21 protein-coding genes are annotated in these 24,574 nt (G+C 57.0%); 6 read left to right on the top strand and 15 right to left on the bottom strand.

Annotated elements, in window-relative coordinates; all coding sequences use genetic code 11:
• Window positions 1-25: 25 nt before the first annotated feature.
• Window positions 26-1,141, bottom strand: a complete 1,116-nt coding sequence (locus tag AC0ZWN_RS13050; protein WP_476335308.1) for an aromatic ring-hydroxylating dioxygenase subunit alpha — start codon at window positions 1,139-1,141, stop codon at window positions 26-28.
• A gap of 171 nt (window positions 1,142-1,312) precedes the next feature.
• On the opposite strand from AC0ZWN_RS13050, the gene AC0ZWN_RS13045 reads away from it, so the two are divergent.
• The gene (locus AC0ZWN_RS13045) at window positions 1,313-2,440 is read left to right on the top strand and encodes a pyridoxal-phosphate-dependent aminotransferase family protein (protein WP_476335306.1); all 1,128 of its coding nucleotides are present in this window, start codon (window positions 1,313-1,315) and stop codon (window positions 2,438-2,440) included.
• Between the two features lie 40 nt (window positions 2,441-2,480).
• On the opposite strand, the gene ppk2 is transcribed toward AC0ZWN_RS13045, so the two are convergent.
• Window positions 2,481-3,398 carry a polyphosphate kinase 2 gene (ppk2, locus tag AC0ZWN_RS13040; RefSeq protein ID WP_414926008.1) on the bottom strand — a complete coding sequence of 306 codons (918 nt, stop codon included), beginning with the start codon at window positions 3,396-3,398 and terminating at the stop codon, window positions 2,481-2,483.
• 240 nt (window positions 3,399-3,638) lie between these two features.
• Between ppk2 and AC0ZWN_RS13035 the strand changes: the two genes are divergently transcribed.
• The gene (locus tag AC0ZWN_RS13035) at window positions 3,639-4,736 is read left to right on the top strand and encodes a carboxynorspermidine decarboxylase (RefSeq protein ID WP_095048979.1); all 1,098 of its coding nucleotides are present in this window, start codon (window positions 3,639-3,641) and stop codon (window positions 4,734-4,736) included.
• A 29-nt stretch (window positions 4,737-4,765) separates the two neighbouring features.
• Complete coding sequence (locus AC0ZWN_RS13030) at window positions 4,766-6,010, top strand: saccharopine dehydrogenase family protein (protein ID WP_476335304.1); 1,245 nt, start codon at window positions 4,766-4,768, stop codon at window positions 6,008-6,010.
• Between the two features lie 81 nt (window positions 6,011-6,091).
• On the opposite strand, the gene AC0ZWN_RS13025 is transcribed toward AC0ZWN_RS13030, so the two are convergent.
• The 6 genes from AC0ZWN_RS13025 to pstS form a co-directional block, all read right to left on the bottom strand.
• Window positions 6,092-6,664: a hypothetical protein gene (locus AC0ZWN_RS13025; RefSeq protein WP_476335365.1), complete on the bottom strand. Its 573-nt coding sequence runs from the start codon at window positions 6,662-6,664 to the stop codon at window positions 6,092-6,094.
• Between the two features lie 59 nt (window positions 6,665-6,723).
• Complete coding sequence (locus AC0ZWN_RS13020) at window positions 6,724-7,422, bottom strand: hypothetical protein (RefSeq protein WP_095048981.1); 699 nt, start codon at window positions 7,420-7,422, stop codon at window positions 6,724-6,726.
• 100 nt (window positions 7,423-7,522) lie between these two features.
• Complete coding sequence (gene pstB, locus AC0ZWN_RS13015; protein ID WP_217827632.1) at window positions 7,523-8,284, bottom strand: phosphate ABC transporter ATP-binding protein PstB; 762 nt, start codon at window positions 8,282-8,284, stop codon at window positions 7,523-7,525.
• 75 nt (window positions 8,285-8,359) lie between these two features.
• Window positions 8,360-9,253 carry a phosphate ABC transporter permease PstA gene (gene pstA, locus AC0ZWN_RS13010; protein WP_476335302.1) on the bottom strand — a complete coding sequence of 298 codons (894 nt, stop codon included), beginning with the start codon at window positions 9,251-9,253 and terminating at the stop codon, window positions 8,360-8,362.
• Entirely contained in the window at window positions 9,253-10,218 is a 966-nt protein-coding gene (gene pstC / locus AC0ZWN_RS13005) for a phosphate ABC transporter permease subunit PstC (RefSeq protein ID WP_186622269.1), read from the bottom strand. Before pstC ends, pstA begins: the two co-directional genes overlap by 1 nt.
• 71 nt (window positions 10,219-10,289) lie before the next feature.
• Window positions 10,290-11,321, bottom strand: a complete 1,032-nt coding sequence (gene pstS / locus AC0ZWN_RS13000) for a phosphate ABC transporter substrate-binding protein PstS (RefSeq protein WP_093431591.1) — start codon at window positions 11,319-11,321, stop codon at window positions 10,290-10,292.
• A gap of 531 nt (window positions 11,322-11,852) precedes the next feature.
• Here pstS and AC0ZWN_RS12995 point away from each other — a divergent pair.
• On the top strand, window positions 11,853-13,292 hold the full coding sequence (locus tag AC0ZWN_RS12995; RefSeq protein ID WP_476335301.1) for an ATPase domain-containing protein: 1,440 nt from the start codon (window positions 11,853-11,855) through the stop codon (window positions 13,290-13,292).
• 23 nt (window positions 13,293-13,315) lie between these two features.
• On the top strand, window positions 13,316-13,678 hold the full coding sequence (locus tag AC0ZWN_RS12990; RefSeq protein WP_095048986.1) for a response regulator: 363 nt from the start codon (window positions 13,316-13,318) through the stop codon (window positions 13,676-13,678).
• Here AC0ZWN_RS12990 and AC0ZWN_RS12985 read toward each other — a convergent pair.
• Window positions 13,673-14,536: a fimbrial protein gene (locus tag AC0ZWN_RS12985; protein ID WP_476335363.1), complete on the bottom strand. Its 864-nt coding sequence runs from the start codon at window positions 14,534-14,536 to the stop codon at window positions 13,673-13,675. The genes AC0ZWN_RS12990 and AC0ZWN_RS12985 overlap by 6 nt on opposite strands.
• Before the next feature lie 419 nt (window positions 14,537-14,955).
• Here AC0ZWN_RS12985 and AC0ZWN_RS12980 point away from each other — a divergent pair, with 419 nt between their 5' ends.
• Entirely contained in the window at window positions 14,956-15,495 is a 540-nt protein-coding gene (locus tag AC0ZWN_RS12980; protein WP_093431579.1) for a hypothetical protein, read from the top strand.
• 75 nt (window positions 15,496-15,570) lie between these two features.
• On the opposite strand, the gene AC0ZWN_RS12975 is transcribed toward AC0ZWN_RS12980, so the two are convergent.
• The 6 genes from AC0ZWN_RS12975 to AC0ZWN_RS12950 form a co-directional block, all read right to left on the bottom strand.
• Window positions 15,571-17,199, bottom strand: a complete 1,629-nt coding sequence (locus AC0ZWN_RS12975) for a methyl-accepting chemotaxis protein (protein WP_258708223.1) — start codon at window positions 17,197-17,199, stop codon at window positions 15,571-15,573.
• Window positions 17,200-17,314: 115 nt separating this feature from the next.
• Window positions 17,315-17,776: a hypothetical protein gene (locus AC0ZWN_RS12970; protein ID WP_093431574.1), complete on the bottom strand. Its 462-nt coding sequence runs from the start codon at window positions 17,774-17,776 to the stop codon at window positions 17,315-17,317.
• Window positions 17,777-18,085: 309 nt separating this feature from the next.
• Complete coding sequence (locus AC0ZWN_RS12965; protein ID WP_093431571.1) at window positions 18,086-18,469, bottom strand: hypothetical protein; 384 nt, start codon at window positions 18,467-18,469, stop codon at window positions 18,086-18,088.
• 104 nt (window positions 18,470-18,573) lie between these two features.
• A complete protein-coding gene (locus AC0ZWN_RS12960; protein WP_476335300.1) occupies window positions 18,574-22,206 on the bottom strand; it encodes a transporter substrate-binding domain-containing protein in 3,633 nt (1,210 codons plus the stop codon).
• Window positions 22,207-22,213: 7 nt separating this feature from the next.
• Window positions 22,214-22,921 carry a response regulator transcription factor gene (locus tag AC0ZWN_RS12955; protein WP_093431564.1) on the bottom strand — a complete coding sequence of 236 codons (708 nt, stop codon included), beginning with the start codon at window positions 22,919-22,921 and terminating at the stop codon, window positions 22,214-22,216.
• Between the two features lie 174 nt (window positions 22,922-23,095).
• Complete coding sequence (locus tag AC0ZWN_RS12950; RefSeq protein WP_116256129.1) at window positions 23,096-24,316, bottom strand: EAL domain-containing response regulator; 1,221 nt, start codon at window positions 24,314-24,316, stop codon at window positions 23,096-23,098.
• Between the last annotated feature and the right edge of the window lie 258 nt (window positions 24,317-24,574).

Here is a 24,574-nt window from a genome sequence, read left to right as displayed (position 1 = left end):
GCCAAGCGCAGACTGGCTCGCACCGCTATTCAGATTCGTGGGTGATATCCACGAGCGGAATCGGCTCAATCGCCCAAGCGCGAATTTGACGACGTTCGGGGCTGGGTATCGCACAAGCCTTGCGTCCGGTGAACGTTCGCGCAAGACGCTCTTCATCGATGCGCCAGCCGCGCTGCTCCAGCGCCTGCATGTCTTTGCGAAAGGCAATCTGTAGCGCGTCGGACTTCAACGAAACCTCCTGCTGAAAGGAGTCCGGCACACGTTCGGGCCGGACGTTTTTCAGCACCGCGTGATCTTGTTCGAAGATTCGGATATTGCTGGCAATGAACCTGCGATCCAGCAGCCGTGAGCGCAGGAACGTTCTGCCCATCATCCACCATGTGCGCGTGCGATTGGCGTCAATCGGCACATGCGCCGAGACGATGTAGATCCGCCAGCCGTTGGGCAACTCAAGCTCAAGCGTTGTGCAAGGACCGGACAAATGAAAACCCGGAACGGTGGCCACACTGACAAACTCGGTAGAGGATTTGCGCCGCAGCAGCCCTTTGCGTGCCGGCCTGCGCATGAGCATTTGCGCGCTGCCACTCCACGCATCACTGTCGACCTCGAATGATTCAATCTCGGGATGATCCGGATCGCCGAAGGTTGAACCATGGACAAACGGTGCGTGGGCGAAGTCCAGACCGTTTTCGATAATCCGGTCCCAACTGGCCTGCCAGTCAAAGTGACCCGAGACCACACGGATGGCGGGATCGTCGAGCCAGTCGAGCGTGGGCAACGGTGGACGCTCAGATTCTGGCAGATCACCTAAAAACGCCCAGATCCAACCGTATCGCTCCAGCGTCGGGTACGCATCGACGCGGGCCTTGGCGGGAATCCGCAGGTCGGGCTGCGCGGGTATCTGCGTGCACACACCATCAGCGCCAAACCGCCAGCCGTGATAGGGACACTGCACGCTGTTGCCGACCTTGCTGCCGGCCGACAGTGAGCCGCCGCGATGCACGCAGATATCCGACAGCACGTGCGCGACGCCAGCGTCATCGCGGAACGCTACGAAAGGTTGTCCGAGCAATCGAACCGGCATCAGTCCATCAGTCAACTGTGACGATGGGAGAACGACATACCACAGGTTTGTAAGCATGGGGGGCGTGCGATCCCTCAGTACGGTGAGTTCAAGTCAGAAAAACCCTGGAATGCAAAACTAAACCAGAGGGCTCCACTTGGCCAACGTGAATTGCCAGTGCCCTTGCCCTGCCCTTTGCCTACACTTGCTTGCCAATGATGTTTACCTCTCTGCCGAAGGAGCACGCCCATGTCAAAGCTATATCCCAGTATCGATCCTGAGGGGCTGGTCGAGTACTCGGTTGTCTACACTGACCGCTCGCTCAACCACATGTCGCAGTCCTTTCAAGGCGTGATGAAGAACATTTCCAAGACCCTGAAACAGGTCTACCACGCCGAGGCGGTGGCGGTGGTTCCGGGCAGCGGCACATTCGGCATGGAAGCGGTGGCGCGGCAGTTCGCCACCGGCCAGCAGTGCCTGGTGATCCGCAACGGCTGGTTCAGTTATCGCTGGAGCCAGATCCTTGAGATGGGCAATATCCCGGCGGCGACCACGGTGCTTAAGGCACGGCCGGTAGAGCCGGGTCGCCAGGCAGCCTACGCCCCGCCGCCGCTGGACGAAGTGCTGGCCGCCATCGCGGCGCAGAAACCGCAGGTGGTCTTCGCGCCCCACGTTGAAACCTCATCCGGAATCCTCCTGCCAGACGAGTACCTGCGGGCAGTCGGTGACGCCGTGCATGCGGTGGGCGGTTTGTTCGTGCTGGACTGCATCGCCTCGGGCACGATTTGGGTGGATATGCACAAATGCTCAGTCGACCTGCTGATCAGCGCTCCGCAGAAAGGCTGGAGCGCCTCCCCGTGCTGCGCTCTGGTGATGTTCAGTGCTTTGGCGCTTGAGCGCATCGAACAGACACAAAGCAGCAGCTTCGCCTGCGACCTGAAAAAGTGGCTGCAGATCATGCAGGCCTACGAACAGGGCGGACATGCCTATCACGCGACGATGCCCAGCGATTCCCTCGCGCGGTTCAATGACGTGATGAAAGAGACGCAAGCGTATGGGTTCGACAAGGTTCGCGATGAACAACAGGCGCTGGGTGATCGAGTGCGTGCGCTGTTGACCGGCAAAGGCATCAAAAGCGTCGCCGCAGAAGGCTTTCAGGCCCCCGGCGTCGTGGTGAGCTACACCGATGATGCCGATATCAAGAACGGCAAGAAATTTGCCCAGCACGGCCTGCAGATCGCTGCCGGCGTGCCGCTGCAATGCGACGAGCCGGCCGACTTCCAGACCTTCCGCCTCGGTCTGTTCGGACTCGAAAAACTTCAAAATATCGAGCGCACCATCAGCCTGCTGGAGCAGGCATTGGATGAGGTTATTTAGACACCCGGCAACCAGTCTTCGGGCCGCCTGGTTCGGCCATTTAATAGACTTGAGGCACCATGAGTTCCGGTGGCGTAGGACTGCGTGAGTAGTCCTCCTCGCGCACGCGCTGCGGCAGTTCGATCTGCGGTAACTCGACTTCTTCGTAAGGCATTTGGCCGAGTAGATGATTGATGCAGTTAAGTCGGGCTTTTTTCTTGTCGTCGGCTTGCACCACCCACCAGGGTGCTTCGGCAATGTGGGTGCGTTCGAGCATGATTTCCTTGGCCTTGGTATAGGCCTCCCAACGCCGACGTGACTCCAGATCCATCGGGCTGAGTTTCCACTGCTTGAGCGGGTCGTGAATGCGACTAAGGAAGCGCAGGTGTTGTTCTTGGTCGGAAATGGAAAACCAGTACTTGATCAACTGAATGCCGGAACGGGCGAGCATCCGTTCAAACTCTGGCACGGTCCGGAAAAACTCTTCGTACTGATACTCGTTGCAAAATCCCATGACCTTTTCAACGCCGGCGCGGTTGTACCAACTGCGGTCAAATAGCACGATCTCACCTGCTGCCGGCAGGTGCGAGACATATCGTTGGAAGTACCATTGGGTTCGTTCACGGTCGTTGGGCGCGGGCAAGGCAGCGACACGGCATACCCGGGGGTTGAGCCGCTGGGTTATGCGCTTGATTACCCCTCCCTTGCCAGCGGCATCGCGCCCTTCGAACAAGATCACTACCTTGTGTCCGGTCTTGACCACCCAGCTTTGCAACTTCACCAGTTCACCCTGCAGGCGAAACAACTCGCTGAAATAAAGCCGTCGGTCGTCCTTCTCAATACCGTTCGGAACGTGGTCATCGAACAGCGTGTTCAGGTCATGCCCGTCTTCGGACAACTCCAGCTCCAGCTCCTCGTCACTGTGGTCGAGCAGCTCGCGCTGAATGCGATGTATCAACTGATCTTGAGCTGAGGGCATGGTGAAGACCTCGGGGACGGGATGGTACTGCCATACTGACGGCGATTTATGACTGAGCAGTTACCGGGTTCTCGGGATTGCTGATTGCTTGAAGCAGACGTTGTATCCCGGCCGGACGTCCCGAGCGTTCAACCTTTTGGGGGATTTGCTGAACCAGTCGTACGCTCTGCTCTTTCGATATGTGGTCAGTCCGGGCACAATGCGCATCCTTTTTTGGCTGGCCTTGCCGGAGGCCTCGAAATGATCAAGACACCGTACTACCTCATCGACAAACAGAAACTGCTGACCAACATGCAGAAGATCGCCTATGTGCGCGAGCAGTCCGGGGCCAAAGCCCTGCTCGCGCTCAAGTGCTTCGCGACCTGGTCGGTGTTCGACTTGATGCAGCAATACATGGACGGCACCACGTCGTCGTCGCTGTACGAACTCAAGCTCGGCCGCCAGAAATTCGAAGGCGAAACCCACGCCTACAGCGTGGCCTGGGCCGACGATGAGATCGAGGAGATGCTCGACAATTGCGACAAGATCATCTTCAACTCCATCAGCCAGCTGCAACGCTTTGCCGAGCGCTCTGAGGGCAAAGTCCGTGGCCTGCGCGTTAACCCGCAAGTCAGCAGCTCCGATTATCTGCTGGCCGACCCGGCGCGTCCGTTCAGCCGTCTAGGCGAATGGGACCCGGTGAAGATCGAAGGCGTTATCAGCCAGATCTCCGGCTTCATGTTCCACAATAACTGTGAGAACGGCGACTTCGGCCTGTTCGACCAAATGCTCTGCACCATCGAAGAGCGCTTCGGTGAGCTGCTGCACAAGGTCAGCTGGGTCAGCCTCGGCGGCGGCATTCACTTCACCGGTGAAGGCTACGCACTGGACGCGTTCTGCGCTCGTCTCAAGGCGTTCTCGCAAAAGTACGGCGTGCAGGTCTATCTGGAGCCTGGCGAAGCGGCGATCACTAACAGCGCTTCGCTGGAAGTCACCGTGCTCGACACTCTCTACAACGGTAAGCACCTGGCCGTCGTGGACAGCTCCATTGAAGCCCACTTGCTCGACCTGTTGATCTATCGCCTGAACGCCAAGCTGGCGCCGAGCGAGGGTGAACACACCTACATGGTGTGCGGCAAATCGTGCCTGGCCGGAGACATCTTCGGCGAGTACCAGTTTGACCGTCCACTGGCCATTGGCGATCGACTGTCATTCATCGATACCGCCGGCTACACCATGGTCAAGAAGAACTGGTTCAACGGCCTGAAAATGCCATCCATCGTGGTGAAACAACTCGATGGTACCGTCGAAGTGGTTCGCCAATTCGGTTACGAAGACTACCTGTCCAGCCTTTCTTGAAACGGACAGATAAAGGAGAGAAAAAGCAATTGAAAAAGAACGTTCTTATCATTGGTGCAGGAGGTGTCGCTAAGGTGGTGGCCCACAAGTGCGCGCAGCATAACGATGAACTCGGTCGTATCGCTATCGCGTCGCGCAACATCTCCAAATGCCAGGCCATCATCGACAGCGTCAAGGCCAAGGGTAGCCTCAAACAACCCGCCGATATCAAAGCCTTCTCGCTCAATGCGCTGGATGTCGAGGCGACCAAAGCGCTGATCCGCGAAACCGGATCCGAGATCGTCATCAACGTCGGCTCCGCGTTCCTCAACATGTCGGTGTTGCGTGCCTGCATCGATACCGGCGTCGCTTATCTCGACACCGCCATTCACGAAGAGCCGGGCAAGATCTGCGAAACCCCGCCTTGGTATGGCAACTATGAGTGGAAGCACCTCGCCGAGTGCCAAGAGAAGAACATCACCGCCATTCTCGGCGTGGGCTTCGACCCGGGTGTGGTCAACGCCTATGCAGCTCTGGCACAACAACAGTATTTCGACCGCATTGATTCGATCGACATTCTTGACGTCAATGCCGGTTCCCACGGCAAATATTTCGCCACCAATTTCGATCCGGAAATCAATTTCCGTGAATTCACCGGGCAGGTGTGGAGCTGGCAGAACAGCCAGTGGACCAGCAACACCATGTTCGAAGTCAAACGCACCGACGACCTGCCGGTCGTGGGCTCGCAGAACCTGTACCTGACCGGTCACGATGAAGTGCACTCGCTGTCGAAGAATCTGGGCGTACCCAACGTACGTTTCTGGATGAGTTTCGGCGAGCACTACATCAACGTGTTCACGGTCCTCAGGAACCTCGGCCTGCTGTCCGAACAACCGGTCAAGACCGCCGAAGGCCTGGAAGTCGTGCCGCTGAAAGTGGTCAAGGCTGTGCTGCCTGATCCGAGTTCGCTGGCGCCCGGCTACACCGGCAAGACCTGCATCGGTGACCTGGTCAAGGGCACCAAGGATGGCCAGTCGCGCGAAGTGTTCATCTACAACGTGGCCGACCACGAGGAAGCCTTTGCCGAAACCGACAGCCAGGGCATTTCCTACACGGCCGGCGTACCACCTGTTGCCGCTGCCCTGCTGGTCGCCCGTGGCGAGTGGGATGTGCAGCACATGGCCAACGTCGAGGAACTGCCGGCTGAGCCGTTCCTCAAGGCGCTGGACGTCATGGGACTGCCGACCCGCATCAAGGATGAACACGGAGATCGTCCCTGGAACGGCGTAGCCTGAGGCTCGCAATAACCCGCGACGCGTCACTGCCCGCTACAAAAAACGCCGCTCATTGAGCGGCGTTTTTGTCTGCACTGAAAATCAGGACACGGCTTCCGGACATTGTTGCGCCGGATTCCTGCTCCTGCCCTGTTGTTGCCGGGCGAGCAGTGCCTGTACGTCAGCGACGGCATCCAGAACCCGCTGCGCCCAATGCTCATCCTCCGGGTGCACGACAACAACGCGAAAACCGTGATCATGGCCTTCCGAGCGCACCCCTTCGGAGTCATCGACATGCAAGTCGATATCGAAGGCCGGGGGGAATTTCGACGGACCGTTTGACAGTCCGTTTGTCACCAATGCCTGGTTATGCACCACACTGTTGACCACCCCGTCGACGCGGATGCCATACAACAACAGCCAGCGCCTGATATAGGCCGGGGTCCGACCGGAGGACGTGTAAACCCAGATACTGCAGCCCTGACGCCGCAACTCGCGGGTCAATGAGCGCGTACCGCATCGCAGTGGCTCACCGAACCAACGATGCAAGCAGGCCGGCAACCAGCTCTGCTCGACGGCACAGTGATGCAGCTGGCAGGCCAGCGTGTCATCGATATCGAACGAAACCCGTATGCGCTGGCGAGCGAATACGCTCATGGGGATAGCACCGAGCATGGCTTGCCAAACGCGGCTGACGGAAGCCTGGTACCTGGCGGAAATGGGTTGCCCGCTCATCAATCTCCCCCTTGCAAGACGGGCGAGGTCTTGTCTTTGAGTAAAAAATTCATCGACTCAGGCGCCTGACCTTCGAGGAAGGCCGCATACTTTTTCTTGATTTTGGGCAATTCATACAACGCCTTTACCCCATGTTTGGCGGAGTTGCGGATGACCGAGGACGGATTGAAGTACCCCCCGGCATTTTCCAGCGTCAGCACGAATGGAGGTAATCCCGCGCGCATGAGCAAATAGCTGACGATGAGTGAGCCACTGCGGTTATTACCCTCGATAAACAACTGCGGTTTGCTGAGGATTCGAACATAAACGCCAGCCGCTCGCTTCCAGACTGACTCGCTGCGATACGCGCAATACCAGTTGAACAGGTCCTTTATCCCCCCCTCAACGTTGTTGAAGAAGTGCTCTTCGGTCGCCGCCAGGTGTTGAGCGTACTCCAGCCGGCGAACCGGGTCCCGGCCACAGAGGACGGTAGCGTTGATCTCCAGCATCAGGTTCAGTTGCTGAAGGTCGAACAGGTCGACACCGCGAGCGACATAGTCGTCAATCAGCGCATAGCCTTCAAGCACATTGTGCAGCACTTCGTCAGTGAAGGGATCGCGAGGCTCGGTAAAGTGCCTGCTGAGTTCGGAGAAACGGCCCTGAACCTCTCGCAATACCCGTTCAATCGCGGGCAAATCAAGACGACGCGTTGCAGACATTGGCAATCCTGAGAACGGTAGATAAAAGGGTCAAACGGCCGGATGCCAGTACCGCACCCTTGTCCATGGCCGCTTGCCGTCTTGACTGGATAATTGCTGCTTAGCTGAACTTGCCGCTGATGTAGTCTTCGGTCATTTGTTCACGCGGTTTATCGAATATCTGGGTTGTCGGCCCCATCTCGACCAGATAGCCGGTGCGCGTCCCCTGGGAAATATCAACCGAGAAAAAAGCGGTCGTGTCAGCGACGCGGATGGCCTGCTGCATATTGTGAGTCACCAGGGCGATGGTGTAATCCTTCTTCAACTCGATCATCAACTCCTCGACCCGCCGGGTCGCGATCGGGTCGAGTGCCGAGCACGGCTCGTCCAGCAACAGCACTTCCGGTTCGGTCGCAATGGCACGGGCGATGCAAAGCCGTTGCTGCTGGCCACCGGAGAGGGACAGGCCGCTGACCTTGAGCTTGTCCTTGACCTCATCCCACAGCGCGGCCCCCTGCAAGGCATGTTTCACGCGGTCGCCCAGATCGCCCTTGTAGCGATTGAGGCGCAGGCCGAATGCAACGTTGTCGAAAATGCTCATCGAGAACGGATTCGGCTGCTGAAACACCATGCCGATATAACGACGCACGACCACTGGATCGACGCCCTTTCCATAAACGTCTTGTCCGAGGAAATGCACGTGCCCTTCAAAGCGAAATCCCTTCACCAGATCGTTCATCCGGTTGAGGCTGCGCAGCACGGTGCTCTTGCCGCAACCCGATGGACCGATGAAACCGGTGATCTTGTTTTTTTCGATCGGAACATGGCTGTCACGCACGGCCAGGAAGTTACCGTAGAAAATCTTGTCCAGCTTGCAGTCCATGACCACTGGCGCCTGAGTGACAAACGGAGCCGCGACTTGCAGATTTGATGCGTTCAAGGTTCAGATGCTCCGTTCTCAGTACTTGGGCTTGCCGAAAATACGGCTGACAATATTGACGACCAGTACGATCATCACCAGCACCAGCGAGGCCGCCCATGCCAGTTCGAGTTGGTTGTCGAAGGGCATGCCGGAAAAGTTGTAAATCAGCACGGCGAGCGAGGCCGTCGGATTCATGACCGCCAGGCTGCCATCGTGGTAGATCCAGTAGTTGCTGAACAACGCCGTGAACAACAAAGGTGCGGTTTCGCCCGCAGCGCGAGCCACGGCCAGCATGACCCCGGTGAGGATCGCCGGCATGCCGGTCGGCAAGACGATTTTCCAGATGACCTGTGAACGGGTGCAGCCCATGCCGTAGGCGGCATCTTTCATGATCTTGGGCACCATCCGCATCGACTCTTCAGCCGTCAGCACGACGATCGGCAACATCAGCACGGCCAGTGCCACGCCACCGGCCGGCGCCGAGTAAGTACCAGTGGTCATCACGACAAGCGCGTAGGCGAACACCCCGGCCAGAATGGAGGGCAGCCCCGTGAGCATCTTGGCGGCAAAGCGCGCGGTGTTTGCCAGCTTGCTGTCAGGGCCCAGTTCCGCCAGAAAGATGGCAGCCATGATGCCTACCGGCACCGCGATCGCCGCTGCGATACCGACCATGACGAAAGTGCCGGCCATCGCGTTGCCGAAGCCACCACCCGTCTCGAAACCGGTGGGCGGAAGTTCGGTGAAGACCTCCAGATTCAGACGTGCCCCGCCGCGAGTGATCAGCATGTAGAGCACGGAGATCAATGGCACGCTGGCCAATAGCGCACCGCCCCAGACCAGCATGGTCAACACCAGGCTGCGCAGCGCGCGACCTTCAAACTTGCGCTGCAGACTAGGAAATGCAGCCTCAGAGGACGTGATGTCAGTCATTATTTAGTACCACGCTGGGCATAGACCATGATCATGGAACCGATGATGTTCACCAGTAGCGTGATGAACATCAGGACCAATGCGGCGTACATCAACACTTCAATCTCATTCGGCCCTGCCTCGGGGAAATTCAACGCCAGCAAGGCCGCCAGCGTATTGGCCGGGGCAAAGAGAGAAAGGGAGATGTTGTTTGCGTTGCCTACCAGCATGGCCAGCGCCATGGTTTCACCTAACGCGCGGCCCAGCCCCAAGACGAGGGAACCAAAGATGCCGGTGGCGGCAGATGGCACCATCACCTTGAGAATGGCTTCCCAGTGGGTGGTGCCCATGCCGTAGGCAGCCTGCTTGGTTTTCATCGGTACGCCGGTGAGGGCGTCCTGCGACACGGCAGCAATGGTCGGCAGAATCATGATTGCCAGCACCAGCGCCGCCGGCAGCAGTCCAGGTCCGCTCAACGACGTGCCAAAAAAAGGTATCCAGCTGAGTTCGCTGTTCAGCCACTCCGCCAGCGGCCGAATTGCCGGAATCACCACGTAGATCCCCCAGAGACCATAAACGACGCTGGGGATGGCTGCCAGCAACTCGACGATGGTACGGAAGACGGCAGCGAGCTTGGCGGGCAGGAAATCCTGGGTCAGAAAAATCGCCATGCTGACACCGAAAAAACCGGCGATCAGCAGCGCAATGAAAGCACTGTAGAGCGTCCCCCAAATGGCCGGCAGAATGCCGTATTTGCCCTGATTGACATCCCAGACGGACCCCAAAAGCACATCCAGGCCGTGCTTCTCAATGCCGGGAATGGCCTTGCGCCCTACTTCGAATATCAGCGCAAAGACCAGCGTCAGAATCAGCACCACGCCTATTTGCGCTAGCGCACGGAAGACGCGGTCGACCAGAAAGTCCTTTGCGGACGGTGGTTGGCACGCAGAAGCCGGATTAACCGGTACGACAAAAGGTGTGTTCATTGGCTAATTCCGGAATGAAGGGAAACTCTCCCGGCGCTGCAAGCAGGCGCCGAGAGAGGCCTCACGAGCGCTTACTGGATGTTGGCAGACGCTTTGCGAACCTGATCGACGACCGACTGTGGCAAAGGTATATAACCCATCGAGTCGGCGATTTTCTGCCCTTCGGTCAAGCTGTACTCGACCATCTCGCGCATGGCTTTGGCCTTGGCCGGGTTACCGTTGTCCTTGCGAAAGATCATCCAGGTGTAGGAAGTGATCGGGTAAGACTTGGCGCCGTCCGGATCTGGCAGCCAGGCCACCAGGCTCTCGGGCATTTTTACCGCAGCGAGTGCCTCGGCGCCGCTTTCCGCGTTCGGGACCACGTACTGACCGGCCTTGTTCTGCAACTGCGCGAAGTCAACCTTGGCAAGTTTGGCAAAGCCGTATTCGATGTAACCGATGGCACCCGGCGTCTGGCGTACGGTGGCTGTCACACCGTCATTCTTGGGCGACTTGATGAATTTGTCGCTGGCCGGCCAGTTGACGGTGTTGCCCTCCCCCAGCGCCTGCTTGAACTCCGGATTGATGGCCGCCAGGTGCTTGGTGAACACCGCAGTGGTACCGCTGGAGTCTGCTCGCACAACAACCGTGATCGGTGTATCGGCCAGTTTCAATTCAGGGTTGGCTGCGGCGATCTGCGGGTCGTTCCAGCGCGTGATCTTGCCCAGGAAAATGTTGGAGTAGACGTCGCGTGGCAATTTGAGCCCTTTAGGATTGCCCGGCAGGTTATAAGCCAGCACGATTTCACCCGCTGTCATTGGCAGCAACTGCACGCCCTCGCCCACCTTGGCAATGTCTTCGTCTTTCATCGCAGAATCACTGGCGGCGAAATCAACGGTTTTATTCAAAAAGTCCTGTACACCCGCACCGCTGCCCTTGGATTGATAATCCACAGTGACACCCGCCGACTTTTTGCTGAAATCCTTGAACCAGGTGAGGTAGATCGGTGCCGGAAAACTGGCTCCGGAGCCTGTCAACCGGACGTTTTCCGCCGCGAAGGACATTGAGGTAGCCAACAGAGATGCAGTCACAACGAACGCAGCAGACTTGATCAATCGTTTCATCAAGGAAACTCCTTATAGGGGCTCCTTAACTCTGCAGCAATCTCGTTAAGTTTTTATGAACGTTGGATGGCAGGACCCCGCCTCAATCGTTTTGACCCCTTGCTACCCTTACTCATCGTACCCCCTCCTCGCACATACCTATTGCGCAGTAGTACCGACGCACATGACTTTCCAGGACTCTCAAGGCAATGGGTGTCCATCCAGGCGACAGTGGATCTGAATTTTTACTCGCCCGCTGCGGCGGCAGGCGCGTGAGAATTCGCTGGCCGTCGCCATGAGTCCGAATCCCATCGCCTGCGTTATCTCAGTCAGGCAAAGCCCTGCCTGTTCCGCCTTTGTCGTTCGCGGGATTTGGCAATCGAATCTTCTTGCGCGCGGGTTGTCCTTATTCCCGGATTGCGTGCCGCCATTCGCCAAGCGCCACTTTCCAACGCTACTTTGCCTCCACCGCCATGGCTCCAAAATGGAAATGGCGTTAGCATTTCAACCATCCGGCTTAACAAGCCTGTTTTTTCAGATCAGGGTCGCATAGTGGAAAAGCTAAAACGCCTTCAAAGCGGAATCGAAGGGCTCGACGCGCTGCTTCAGGGTGGCCTGGTCGCGGGTGCTTCGTACATCGTTCAGGGCCGCCCCGGTTCCGGCAAGACCATCCTCGCCAATCAGCTCGGCTTCAATCATGCCCGCAATGGCGGTCGCGTTCTGGTCGCCACCTTGCTGGCCGAGTCTCACGACCGACTGTTTCAGTTTCTGTCGACCATGAGTTTTTTCGACGCCTCGCGAGTGGGCGCTGAAATACAGTTTGTCAGCGCTTTCGATACGCTGGAAAACGAAGGCCTCGATGAAGTGGTGAAACTGCTGCGGCGCGAAATCAGCCGGCAGAAAGCGACGGTCATGGTCGTCGACGGTTTGCTCAACGCGCGCTCCAAGGCCGACTCACCGATCGACACGAAAAAATTCATCTCCGAACTGCAAGGCCATGCGGCATTCGCCGGTTGCACCGTGCTGTTTCTCACCAGCTCGCGCCTGGACGACGGCAGCCCGGAACACACGATGGTCGACGGCGTCATCGAAATGGGCGAAGAGCTGTTCGGCACGCGATCGGTGCGCCGCATTCACCTGCGCAAGACCCGCGGCAGCGGCGCTTTGACCGGTGTTCACGAGTGTGAAATCACCGAAAAAGGCCTGGTGGTCTATCCGCGCCTGGAAAGTCTGTACAAACGCCCTTCCGCCCCCGACAGCGCAGACATGACACGCATTCCCAGCGGCATCGTTTCGCTGGATGACATCCTCGGTGGCGGCTTGCACAGCTCCAGCGTCACGCTCGTCATGGGACCTTCCGGGATCGGCAAAACCACGCTGGGGCTGAAGTTTCTCGCGCAGTCGACGGCCGAAGCGCCGGGCCTGCATTTCGGCTTCTATGAGAGCCCGCAACGGCTGCGACTCAAAGGCCGTTCGCTGGGCATCAATATTGAAGAAATGGAACACAGCGGTGCACTGAGCATTGCCTGGCAGCCGACCACCGAGGGCTTGCTCGACGCCCTCGGTGCGCGCCTGCTGAGCCTGGTCGATGAAAAAGGTATCAAGCGCCTGTTCATCGACAGCCTCAGCGGCATGACTCGGGTTTCAACCACACCGGAACGCATCACCGATTTTTTCAGTGCTCTGATGAACGAGCTGCGATCCCGAGGCGTCACGGTCTTCGCCTCGTGGGAAATGCGCGATCTGTTTGGCTCCGAGGTCAGCGCACCGAATTCCGACCTGTCCAGTATTGCCGACAACCTGATTCTCATGCGTTTCTTTGAAAATCACGCTGAACTTCGCAGGACGCTTTCCATTCTCAAGATACGTGATAGCTCCTATAACCCTTCGCGGTTCGAGGTAGTCATCCGTGATCAAGATGTGTTCCTGGAAAAGGCTTTGAGAAATGAACCTTCCGTCTCATCTGAGTCATTGCCTGGTTCAATATCGTAAGTCTTCGAGCGGGTTGAAATAACATGACCACCATCCTGGTAGTCGACGACGAGTATCTGATTGCTGACATTCTTGGCTTTGCGCTGGAGGATGAAGGCTTCATGACGGTGACGGCCAGCAATGGCAAGAAAGCCCTCGAAGTGCTGGAGAGAGAACGGCCAGCACTGATCATCACGGACTTCATGATGCCGGTCATGGACGGCCTCGAATTCGCCGAAGCCGTGCGTGCTCAGCCTTCCGTCAAACACCTGCCGATCATTCTCATGAGTGGAGCGCAGGCGCACATCGGCATGCAGCGCTCGGATCTGTTTGACGTGGTGCTGCCCAAGCCTTTCGACATTGAAGTGATTGTGGCTGAGGTGAAGAAGCTGTTGGCTTCCTCATAGATACTCAACGACAAAGGCAATTTCGGCATTGGCATTGCCCGCTCTCATTTGTGAATTCGCGGGCTCAATGCGCACGAAGCGCGCTTGCAAGTCTACAGATGCGTTCCCGCCTTCCGATGTAGGCGCTTTCATTATGTAGTTCTGATTCAGCTTGAGTGGCTTCCCGTCTCTGAAGCGCATCTGCAATGCCAAACCTTTGGCAGTGGAACTACTGTTCAGATTTACCATGCCAGTATTAGCGTCCCACAGAGGGCTGCCCGCAGTGGGCGAAAAGGAGTAGCGGAAGTTGTTTATTCCGGCAGGACAGTTTTTCATACTGAGAAAAAAGTATTGCTCCTTGGCATAGGCACCGTTCTTCGGGAAATCGCTCAAGTTATAGCTACCCATATCAACTTTTACATCGGGTGTTTCGCAAGACTGTGAGACCACCCGCGTGCCACTTGTATTCAATGCCAGAGGCTCGATTTCAGCAGCGACAAATTTCCCCAATTGGCCTGAGGGTATCGTCGCACTACCGGAAATCTCACCCGTCTTTACAAGACGCAAGATGTGCTGAGTGCCATTCCACCCCCAACCGCCAGCAACGTCGGTGTCTCCCGGAAAGCCTTTCCATGCTTTGCCCGATGGAGGTCGAATCCATTGCCAGCCGATCCCGGTATTTCCAACAGGAAAAATCTGCGCGCCTGATTGGGTGACGCCCACAGAATTGCGAACACCTTCATTGTGTACCGCAGAGCACCTGAACGAACTGGGAATGGCTCCCAGGGTCACGATTGGGCTTTCATAGATAACCGTGCCGTTCGGCGTGTCCCGCGGCACCGAGATCGTGGCCGGAAGGACAACTCGGAGGTCGCCCATGGAATTATCGGGATAAAATTCGCATACCGCCGCCATTGTATTTGACGACAGCATATACAAGAGTCCGACAATTGATATACGGGATAACTTCATAGCACTCTCTCTGACTCTGCATTGCATGCAAACAACTGAATGACTGACGATGGCGCGAATATTTAATCGGCAGCAAAACCACCACAATCGGAACGAGAAGATAATAAATAAACAGCACTTGCGCAAAAAGTTTATTTATTCAACAAACAGACAATTCTCATAGATTTATAGCTAACTAGCCAAATCGGAAAAACCTATAAAAGGACACGTTATTGAACACCATCCTTTACCAGCGCAGATAACCAACAGACAATTTAAGACTCGTCTTAAAGGCGCAACGGAAATCGGTCATTACACTGTCCACTCTTGAAAGGAGAAACGATTCCGTGAGAGCCCTCGATACCCTCAATAGCCCAAAACCCCAGAGCAACGCCGCCATCTATTGCCTGACGATTCTGGCACTGGCGCTGATCGCCATGACTGTCGCCGCCGGTTATGAGCTCAACAATCTGTTTCCACTGAAGGCCGTGGTGCAAAAGCAGGAGATCCAGCTCACACAGCGAGCCGATGCCATCCAGTCAATGAGCGCAGAACTCAAGCGTCTGGCAGAACAAAAGCAGGCACTGGAGACTGACCTGCTTACCGCGAAGGAACAGGCGAAGGCCGCCGAGACGGCAAAGACGGAGCTCGAAAACACTCAACGCGCGGCGCAAACCAGCGCCGCGTTAGAGGATGAAGATTCACTGTGCGCGATCATCGAGCAAAATATCCGCCTCGTAGCGGACCAGCTCAGTCGCGATGACTTCTTTCGCTTGCGTGATGAGCGCGAAGCTGAAGCCGAAGCGGTGCTTGAAAGCTATGAAAAACAACTCGCCACCTGCATTGAACAACTGACGGCACAAACCGAGCAGCCAACACAGAAATGAGGTAGCGGCCGCTGCACAACAGGATTGACCGCGGATCAAACAAAGCCCTGGTGATCAGGGCTTCCTGCTCACTCTTTACAGCTTGAATTCCTTGGTCAACTTATTCAGCGATGCCGCTAATTGCGAAAGCTCCGCCGACGCAACGGCGGTCTGTTTCGAGCCTTCTGCAGTTTCGCAAGACAGGTCGCGAATGCTGATCAGGCTGCGATCCACTTCGCGCGCAACCTGAGCCTGCTCTTCGGCAGCGGTCGCCATCAGCAGGTTTCGTTCATTGATAAGATTCAGAGACCCAGTGATGTCAGTCAGCACTTCGCCGGCGATATTGGCCATCTCGAGTGTTCTTTCAGCTTGAGAGCGGGTGTGGCTCATGGACGTAACTGCCCTGCTGGTGCCCGACTGAATGGAGCTGACCATGGACTCGATGTCCTCGGTCGATTTCTGCGTACGCTGCGCCAGCCCTCTCACCTCATCTGCAACCACGGCAAAGCCGCGGCCCGCCTCCCCCGCCCGCGCCGCCTCGATGGCCGCGTTCAACGCGAGCAGATTGGTTTGTTCGGCGACTTCTCGGATCACGTCCAGCACGCTGCTGATATCGCTCGCCATCGTAGAAAGCGCCTGCACTTCTGCCGAGGTGCCATGCACGCTGGAAACCATCAGATTGATTGCCGCGACCGTTTCGCTGACCTGGGCTTTACCGGCAATGGCTGCGGCGCTTGATTCCGACGTCAGTTGCGAGGTCGATGCGGCGTTGTCCGCGACCTGCTCCACCGCCGCACTCATTTGCGTCACGGCGGTGGCGGCCATTTCGATTTCATGACTCTGACGCTGAGTGATACGCGAAATATCTTCGGTGACGCCGTGCATGACTTCCGAGGTTTCGGCCAACTGCGTGGACGAGTCACGGATCATGATCAGCGCATCACGCAAACTGGCTTGCATCGCGGCCAACGACGACAGCATCTGCGCTGCCTCATCGGAACCATCCAGCGCGATGGTTTCGCTCAGATCGTTGGCGGCGATGCACTCCGCTACCCTTAGTGAGCCTGCAATCGGCACCGTCAGACTGCGCGTGTACAACACCGCCAGGGCCAAGGAAGCACCGATGGCAATGATAATGAACACACTGACGATCCACAGCGTGTGTTCGTAGACATTGTCGGCCTGCTTGCCCGCTTCATAAGCTTCGATCTCATTGAGAGCAATCAGCTTCTTGAGCGCGACCTGCACGCCGTCCGAGGCGGCACGCATCTGATTCTTTGACAGCGCAATGGCCGCTTCAAGCTGCCCGTTCGCCACGGTTTCAAGGTATTGGTCCTGCGCCTGATCATTGACCTGTTGTGCTTTGGCGAACGCCTCGAAGGCCTCACGTCCGGCGTCAGTTGCCAGCAGATCAATGAGTGCGCGCTGATGATTTTTGATGAGCTGACGCGATTGCTGAATGTCCATCAGGGCCTGAGCCTTGCGCTCAGGGGTTTCAATAGGGTTGCGCAGGCGGGCGTTATTGCCCTTGATTTCGATGAGTTCACGATCCAGTTGTCCGAGCAGCTTGATACTCGGCACGATGGTCGTCTCGACATAGGTCTCCGCCTTATTGAGCAAGTCGACTTGCTGCAAGGCGATCAATCCGATCGCGATAATCATGAGACAGAACAAGCCAAAACACAGCGCCGAACGCGGCGCGAGATTGAGTTTACGAAGCAGCATGATGCCTTACCTTAGAGTGTATTCAAGACAATGGGGCAAACGAGCGGGCAGCACAGCAGGCGCTGAGCAATAGCACCTCAAAGCACAAGCGGATTACCGCGCGAAGGCGCAACAGCTAGCGGTTTGCGCCCGAAGAAAGCGTGGAGTCGGATGAGGCCGGCTCCGCCAGCTCCTTGAGCGTCGGGTCGGCCAGCATCAGAAAATCCGCCAATCGCGGCAGATCGATTTTCGAGACCAGACGCATCCAGCGTTGCGGATGCGGGTTGAAGACGGTCTTCGACCACTGATGATCATCACTGGGGTTGAAAATCAGCAGGTGACGAATCAGCGGGTTTTCCCCAAAAAAATCGAGCGGATCCATCGCCATCTCGTTGAGCAACTCAGCATTGACGACGACCAGGCTGAGCCGTTGGGGGCAGTAATACGTCAGTACTCTCAGGTCACGATAAGTACAGACGTTCACTACGCTGAGACAGCCCAGCTTGTTGAACTGTTGTTCAATCGACAGACCTCTACGCACGTCGTTATCGGCGATCAGGATCCGCAAGGATCGACTTCGGTTATTTTCAAGAAACATCGGACACCTTTGGCAGCTCCATTCTTCCTTTCAAGAAAATAACCAAGGGGCCAACCTGGCCGATATGAGACTTGTCTCAAAATGACCACAGGGATCGCTGAGCGAAAACCACACCTTGATGACAAGCCCGCGCTAGCGAGGCCCGGCCTGGTTCAAAGTCTTTGGAGGGAGGGATTTTGCAACGGTGGCGAGCGGCGCAATGCCAGAAGCGCGGGACGGTCGTATACGAACCAGACAATTCTCATTATTAACGCCCCTTGTTGTCAGTAACCTTGAAACAAGGGGCGCAAACTCATTCTTCTCAGTCCATCAAGGCAGCGTCAGCGTCACGACGTAATTGCCAGTCGTTATCTGATGGCCCTTGTTGTCCGTGAGCAGCAAACGCTGGTCGTAATATTTTTCCTGCTCGTGGGTATCGGCAATCATCTTCACGAACACTTGCTGGCGCGGCTCACCCCGCCCTGCCGCACTAACGTTGGTCACCGAGAACATCTGACCAGTGCTCGCCTGCGGACAATCAAGCAGCTCGACAGAAGCAGAAGCACGGCTGGCGCCACTCGCCATGCAACTTGTCTCGACGATCTGTCCGCTGAAGCGAATCACTCCGCTGACAGGCGCAGACTGGGCCGCGCTGACGGTGTCAAAACTCAGCAGGCAGAGACAGGCAATCAATAAAGGACGTCGAATGATCATCGCGAAACTCCATGGTTATTAACCAAGGTATCGCCCGTTGCAAAATGATCTTTAACGTCCCCCTTCAATGCAAGGCCAGTCAGCAGAGCCCTGCGCCAATACGGTTACAGCTCGACCCGTTTGATTTTCTTGATCAGATCAGCCTGTGCATGCTCCAGCTTCAACGCGCTGCGATTGATATCCAGTGGATCGATGACCGGCGCTTCGCACTCGGCCTCAAGGTCGTTACACGCCTCGATGACCTGATGCTCGGCGACAATGCGCGCCGCGCCCTTGATCCGATGTGCCAGGTCAGCCAGCAACCCGGGATCGCTTTCGGGTATCAGCGAATGCAGCTCCTCCAGATCCTTCTCACAACTCGACAGCGCCTCGCGCAGCAGTTCTTTCATCATGTCGAGATCGCCTCCGGTGAGCTCGGTCAGACGCTCGCGAATCGACCCCAGCTCCTTGATACCCGCCGCAGGCGGGCTTTCAACTGGCTCGGTTTCGACGTCCTTTTCCCAGCCGGCAAGCAGGGTCGACAAGGTGCTGAGGCTGATCGGTTTGAACAGACAGTCGTCCATCCCCGCCTCTCGGCATTTCACTTTTTCTTCCGGCTGCGCGTTGGCTGTGAAGCCCAGCACGATACACCGCGCTCCACCACTGTCGCGTTCGTCCTGGCGAATAGTGCGGGCCAGTTCGTAGCCGTTCATGACCGGCATGTTGCAGTCCGTGATCACAATGTCGAACGGCTCCGAACGCCACAATGCCAATGCCTGCGCTCCATCGGCAGCATCACGCACCGCCTGGCCAAGAAAGCTGAGCTGCTGCGTCAGCAGCAGACGGTTGGCGCTCTGGTCATCCACTACCAGAATCCGCAGCGTCGGCACTGGCTTGTCCTGGACAACCGAAACAGGCAGCACCTTGCCGCCGAGCGGACTGAGGATATTGAAGAACAGCGATACTTCCAGGCAGGTGCCTTTGCCCAGCGTACTGGTGATGTTCAGTCGCCCGCCCATCAACTCGCACAACGAACGTGAAATCGCCAATCCCAGACCGGTGCCGCCCCGGTTCGAGGGGCCGTGATTGGCTTGCGAAAACGGCTGGAACAGGTTCTGCAGATCAGCGCTGGAAATGCCGATGCCGGTATCCTCGACTTTGAGATCGACCTGCAAACGTTCGTCAGCAAGGCGTTGGCCGCGAATCGAGACGCTGACATGCCCGGTATCGGTAAACTTGATGGCATTGCCGACCAGATTCGAGAGCACCTGCTGGAAGCGCATCGGATCAACCAGTACGTCACAGCCGACTGTGGCGTCGATATCGAGCTTCAATACCAGACTCTTCTGCCTGGCCAAGCCGTCGAACACCCGCGCCACGGACTCCACAAGTTCGCGCAGGTTGGCACGTTTGGGCGAAAGACTGACATGCCCAGACTCGATGCGAACCACATCGAGGATATCGCCGATCAGCTCCAGCAGGCCTTTCGCCGAGTCGTAGGCGACTTCAATCGCCGGTCGATCAAAGTGGCCCTGCTCGGCGCGCTTGAGGGTGAGTTCGAGCATGCCGATCACGGCACTCATAGGCGTACGGATCTCGTGGCTCATGGTCGCGAGGAACGTGGTTTTGGCGCGGCTTGACTCATCGGCCAGCTCTTTCGCCGAACGCAACTCCTCGATCAGTTCGCGGCGTTCGCTGATGTCGATCCAGCCGCAGATCACGCCTCTGACTTCCCCCGTCGTGTCGTGATAAGGCTGGATCCAGTGATAAATGATCAGCCGCGTTTCACCAACATGCAGCGTGCGATCCACCTCGTAAGGTTCGTCCCGCTCGATGACGCGCAGATAGTCATCGTGAAATTGCAACGCTTCCTGGCGATTGCGCTTGCCGCTTTCGAGCACGGTCTTGCCGATCACGTCTTTTTCCAACAGGCCAAACGTCTGCAGATAATTGTTATTGCAGGTGACAAGCCGACCTTCCCGATCGCGTACGTAAATGGGATGCGGCGTGCCGTTGATCAGCGCCCCCATGAACTTCAGTTGATCGCCGAGCAAGCGCTCTGCCCGACTGCGTTCGCGGATCTGCCGGCGAATATAGAAATTCCACGCCAGCGATCCGAGGATAATCAAGAAGGCACCAGCGCTGATTTGATAGATCAACACCTTGTAATCGCGCCACGACAGTCCCGAGAACGCGGCAATGGGACGCCAACGGTTGAGGATCACGTCCAGCTCGTCGGGTGGAATGCTCAGCAGAGCCTTGTTCAGAATGCTGACCAGTTCGGTATCGGCGCGTCGGGCGGCGAAGGCGAGGAAACCTTTGTTCATGCCGACGATGTTGGAGATGCGCAAACTGTCGCTGTAGATGTGAGCGATGTAATAGCGCGCACTGTGCAGCGTGGTAATCATCGCGTCTGCTCGCCCATCCTTCACGTCAGCCAGCGCCCCCAGCACTGTCTCGTTGTCGACAATTTCAATGTCGGGATAATCCTTGAGCAGCTCACGCTCCGCCGAGCTCTCGGGGACGGCGACGCGCTTGCCGCGTAGCTCCTGCAGGCTTGAAGGCGCGCCAGCGTCCTTGGCGGTGACGATCACAAAAGGACTGGCGAGGAACGGGTGGGTGAAACGCATACCGACTTCACGGGAGACGGTTGGCGTCAGCAACGAGATATCGGCGCTGCCATCCAGCAGGCGTGTGCTCAAGCTGGAAAAGCTGTCGGTGCGCTTCACATCGATCTGCAAACCAGTGCGCCGCTGAATCAGTTCCAGCAGATCGGCGCCGATTCCGCCAAAGTTGCCATCGCCATCAAAGAACGCAAATGGCGCCTGATCGTCATTGATCACGAACCGCGCGACCGGGTGCAGCTCAAGCCAGCGTGCTTCGCCGGGTGTCAGGTCAATACGTTTGGGGGTCAGTGCCCCGCCGCCACCGGACCAGCGTTTGGTGATTTCGGCTATCTTGCCCTCTCCCATCGACTCGATGACCGAGTCGATCAGACGCAGCAATTGATCATTACCTCGGCGCAGGGCAAAGCTGAAACCGTTGGTTTGCGTTTTGACGAAAGAGTGCAGGCGCACATAGTTGAAGTAGTTGAGGTTGATCAGATAGTTGCTGGACACCGTGTCGCCCAGAAACAGATCGACTTTGCCAAAGGCCAGCGCAGCCAGTGCCAACTCGTTCGATGGGAAAAGTACGAACTCGGCGTTGGGATACAAGCCATGCAGCTGACTGGATGGCAGGTAATCGTCGGCAACCGCAATACGCAAACCGGCCAGATTGGCCGGCATCGGTCGCCGATCATCGCCGCGCATGAACATTGCCGGCACGTCTTCGACATAAGGCTTGCTGAGCGTAACGAGGCCGTCGATCAACTCGAAACTGTTGGAGCTGCCCAACATGTCGATGTCGCCACGTTCAAGCGCCGCCATGGCATCGCGACGGTCGGGATATGCCTTGACGGTAACTTCGACATGCAGGGCCTGACCGATAATGCAGGCGATGTCGGCGGCAATCCCCTCATAACGCGTACCGCTGGCGGTCATGACATAGGGCGGGAAATCCGGAAGCGCCGATCCCAATACGAGGCTGCGTTTCTGCCGGAGCCAACTCCAGTCTTCATTGCTCAGATCGACCTGCACCTCCTTGCAGTCTGATCGACCGAACACCTGCAGAGTGCGCGGCTCTGCTGCCCACAACGACCCGCTACCGAATACGAAAAGCACACTGACGAGCAAAACACCGCGCAACAGTTGAAACATAAGCGTGTTATCCCTGGTTGTCGGCTGTCAGGCTGTGCTGCAACTTGAACAGCTCTGCATCACCACGAATGCCAAGCTTTTTGAAAGCGGCCTGTTTTTGCCCACTGATGGTTTTGCGACTGCGCGAGAACTTCAAAGCAATCTGCGTCACCCCCATACCCTCGAGGCAGCAACGCAAGACTTCTTTCTCTTTCGGCGACAGCAAAGGATTGCTCAGGAAATCGTCGCTGTGCGCCGCGCCGTCATCATTGGCACCAGCAGGTTCATCGACCGACGCAGGCAGCACATCAAGCTCGAAGGCCATTGCCGGCGACAGGTACAACTGGCCGGACGCTGCGCAACGGATGCCCGTGATCAGGTCATCGACTGGCTGGGACTTGCCGAAGAATCCGCTGACGCCCGCTCCGATCGCCATGTTCACCACCGCCGGGCGCTCTTCAGAGGATGAGACGAGGATGCGCATGTCTGGATATTGCTTGCGCAGCAGGCGAATCAGATTAAGCCCGTCCAGCTCGCCATCGTGCAGCTTGTAGTCGAGTATCAGCAGGTCGATTTCGACCTCGCGCAATCCAGCGAGCAACTGCGCGCTGCTCCCGTACACGCCCACGACACTGAACTCGGCTTCGCGCGTCAGCCGCGATTTCATCGCCAGACGTATGAGCGAGTGATCATCAAGGATGGCAACGCGTAACGGATTCACGACTGACCAATGCATGAGCAACTCCATGATGAGGAGGGTTGAAGGATCATCAGCACTTGGCAACCGCAGCAGATCCCGGGCATCACCGAAGCTTTCAGGTGCATCTGATTGATTTCTCGGCACATGATGATTGTTTTGAAGACACGACGAAATAGGGCTTTGTCCCAAAAGTCAGACCGCGAGCGCGCATCAAAGGTCGGACGTACCTATTGCGCGGCGCCAGGACGACTTTTGACCCTCGAAGCGCCAATCGACCAGATGCGCCCAATTCATGGGGCGAGCGTAGAAGAAGCCCTGCCCCCACTGGCAACCGAGTCGAGCCAGGTGATGAACCTGGTCTGCGGTTTCAATACCTTCTGCCACCACACGCATGTCCAGCTCGCGCGCCAAGGCCAAGGCACCGTGGATGACCGCACTGTAGCGAGCCTGCTGGAAATTCTGCACGAAGCCGGCGTCGAGTTTGATTTCGTTGAACGGCATCTGACACAGTCGCTCCAGCGAAGAATAGCCGACACCGAAATCATCGATTGCCAGGCTGAAGCCGAGCATGCGCAGACGCACCATGTTTTCCATGCTGATCTCGGGCATCTGCAGCAGACCGGTTTCCGTCAGCTCGAATATGAGCCCGGCTGGCGAGGCGCCGTGAATGCGCAACAGTGCCTTGATCCGGTCGACAAGATTCGGGTTGGCCATCTGCGTCACGTCGAGATTGAATGCCAGTTTGAACGGCTTGCCGTGGGACTGCACGAAACGCTGCAGACTCAATCCTTGCGTGAGCAGGCTGAAAAACATTTCGTCGAGCAGCCCGCAACGCTCGATCGTGGGCAAGAACATGCCCGGTGAAAGTAACCCGCGACTGGGGCTTTGCCAGCGCACCAGCACCTCGGCGCCATCCACTTCACCACTGCGCAGATGAAACTTGGGCTGGAAGTACGCGCGAAATTCCTGCCGACGTATCGCTTCAAGCACTTCGTTCTCCGAAGGCTGATCGAGATGACTTTCCGCCACTTTGACATCGACCTGGCTGTGCGGCCGATAGCGCGCCAGCAATGGCGCCAGCACATCGACCATCAACGGCTTTGCAACACTGCCAAGCAATTCCAGGCCCTGCAACGTGACAATTCGATCAACCGTGCGCAACAAGTCTTCAGGCAATGAACTGCAGATGATCACTGCGCGAATCAATCCGGCCTCTCTCGCCAGGCGCAAAAAGGTCAAACCATCCATCCCGGCCATGCTCAAGTCACACAACGCAACGTCCACGCCCCCTGCCTGGGAGATCACAGCCAGCGCATCCTTGCCGTCAGCCGCCTGAAAGATATTTTTGTAACCCAGACTATTAAGCGCGCTGACCGCAGCCGTGCGCTGGAAGGCGTGATCTTCCAATACCAATATACGAAGCGTGTTCACAAACCGGGAACCTCTTTCTATCAGCCATTAATAGCAAAAACGTCTGGATTATCTTTCAAGCAGAAAGACCGTTCACAAACTTTGCATTGACTGAGAATTTCTGCATCCGCGCATACTAACCAGACAGAGCCCGTGCGACTTTGAGAATTGTCTCATTTAGTCCGCCATACAATTGAATGAAATTATAAACATGCACTTCCGATATTGCTGAATAACTCGCACTTGCCACGCTTTAAGACAAATCTCAAAGACCCATCG

It is taken from the genome of Pseudomonas sp. 3B-A001-10F, from assembly GCF_056313565.1.
The sequence above is the reverse complement of the archived record's forward strand: the minus strand, read 5'-3'. Positions and strand labels throughout refer to the sequence as shown.

Bases quoted from the DNA above. Each gene is read 5' to 3' on its own strand.
- pstC (WP_186622269.1), bottom strand. From the start codon at position 10,218: ATGAACACACCTTTTGTCGTACCGGTTAATCCGGCTTCTGCGTGCCAA.
- AC0ZWN_RS12990 (WP_095048986.1), top strand. From the start codon at position 13,316: ATGACCACCATCCTGGTAGTCGACGACGAGTATCTGATTGCTGACATT.
- AC0ZWN_RS13050 (WP_476335308.1), bottom strand. From the start codon at position 1,141: ATGCTTACAAACCTGTGGTATGTCGTTCTCCCATCGTCACAGTTGACT.
- AC0ZWN_RS13025 (WP_476335365.1), bottom strand. From the start codon at position 6,664: ATGCTCGGTGCTATCCCCATGAGCGTATTCGCTCGCCAGCGCATACGG.
- AC0ZWN_RS13020 (WP_095048981.1), bottom strand. From the start codon at position 7,422: ATGTCTGCAACGCGTCGTCTTGATTTGCCCGCGATTGAACGGGTATTG.
- AC0ZWN_RS12955 (WP_093431564.1), bottom strand. From the start codon at position 22,921: ATGCATTGGTCAGTCGTGAATCCGTTACGCGTTGCCATCCTTGATGAT.
- pstS (WP_093431591.1), bottom strand. From the start codon at position 11,321: ATGAAACGATTGATCAAGTCTGCTGCGTTCGTTGTGACTGCATCTCTG.
- AC0ZWN_RS12960 (WP_476335300.1), bottom strand. From the start codon at position 22,206: ATGTTTCAACTGTTGCGCGGTGTTTTGCTCGTCAGTGTGCTTTTCGTA.
- AC0ZWN_RS13035 (WP_095048979.1), top strand. From the start codon at position 3,639: ATGATCAAGACACCGTACTACCTCATCGACAAACAGAAACTGCTGACC.
- pstB (WP_217827632.1), bottom strand. From the start codon at position 8,284: ATGGACTGCAAGCTGGACAAGATTTTCTACGGTAACTTCCTGGCCGTG.
- AC0ZWN_RS13045 (WP_476335306.1), top strand. From the start codon at position 1,313: ATGTCAAAGCTATATCCCAGTATCGATCCTGAGGGGCTGGTCGAGTAC.
- AC0ZWN_RS12970 (WP_093431574.1), bottom strand. From the start codon at position 17,776: ATGTTTCTTGAAAATAACCGAAGTCGATCCTTGCGGATCCTGATCGCC.
- ppk2 (WP_414926008.1), bottom strand. From the start codon at position 3,398: ATGCCCTCAGCTCAAGATCAGTTGATACATCGCATTCAGCGCGAGCTG.
- AC0ZWN_RS12975 (WP_258708223.1), bottom strand. From the start codon at position 17,199: ATGCTGCTTCGTAAACTCAATCTCGCGCCGCGTTCGGCGCTGTGTTTT.
- AC0ZWN_RS12965 (WP_093431571.1), bottom strand. From the start codon at position 18,469: ATGATCATTCGACGTCCTTTATTGATTGCCTGTCTCTGCCTGCTGAGT.
- AC0ZWN_RS12985 (WP_476335363.1), bottom strand. From the start codon at position 14,536: ATGGGCGACCTCCGAGTTGTCCTTCCGGCCACGATCTCGGTGCCGCGG.
- pstA (WP_476335302.1), bottom strand. From the start codon at position 9,253: ATGACTGACATCACGTCCTCTGAGGCTGCATTTCCTAGTCTGCAGCGC.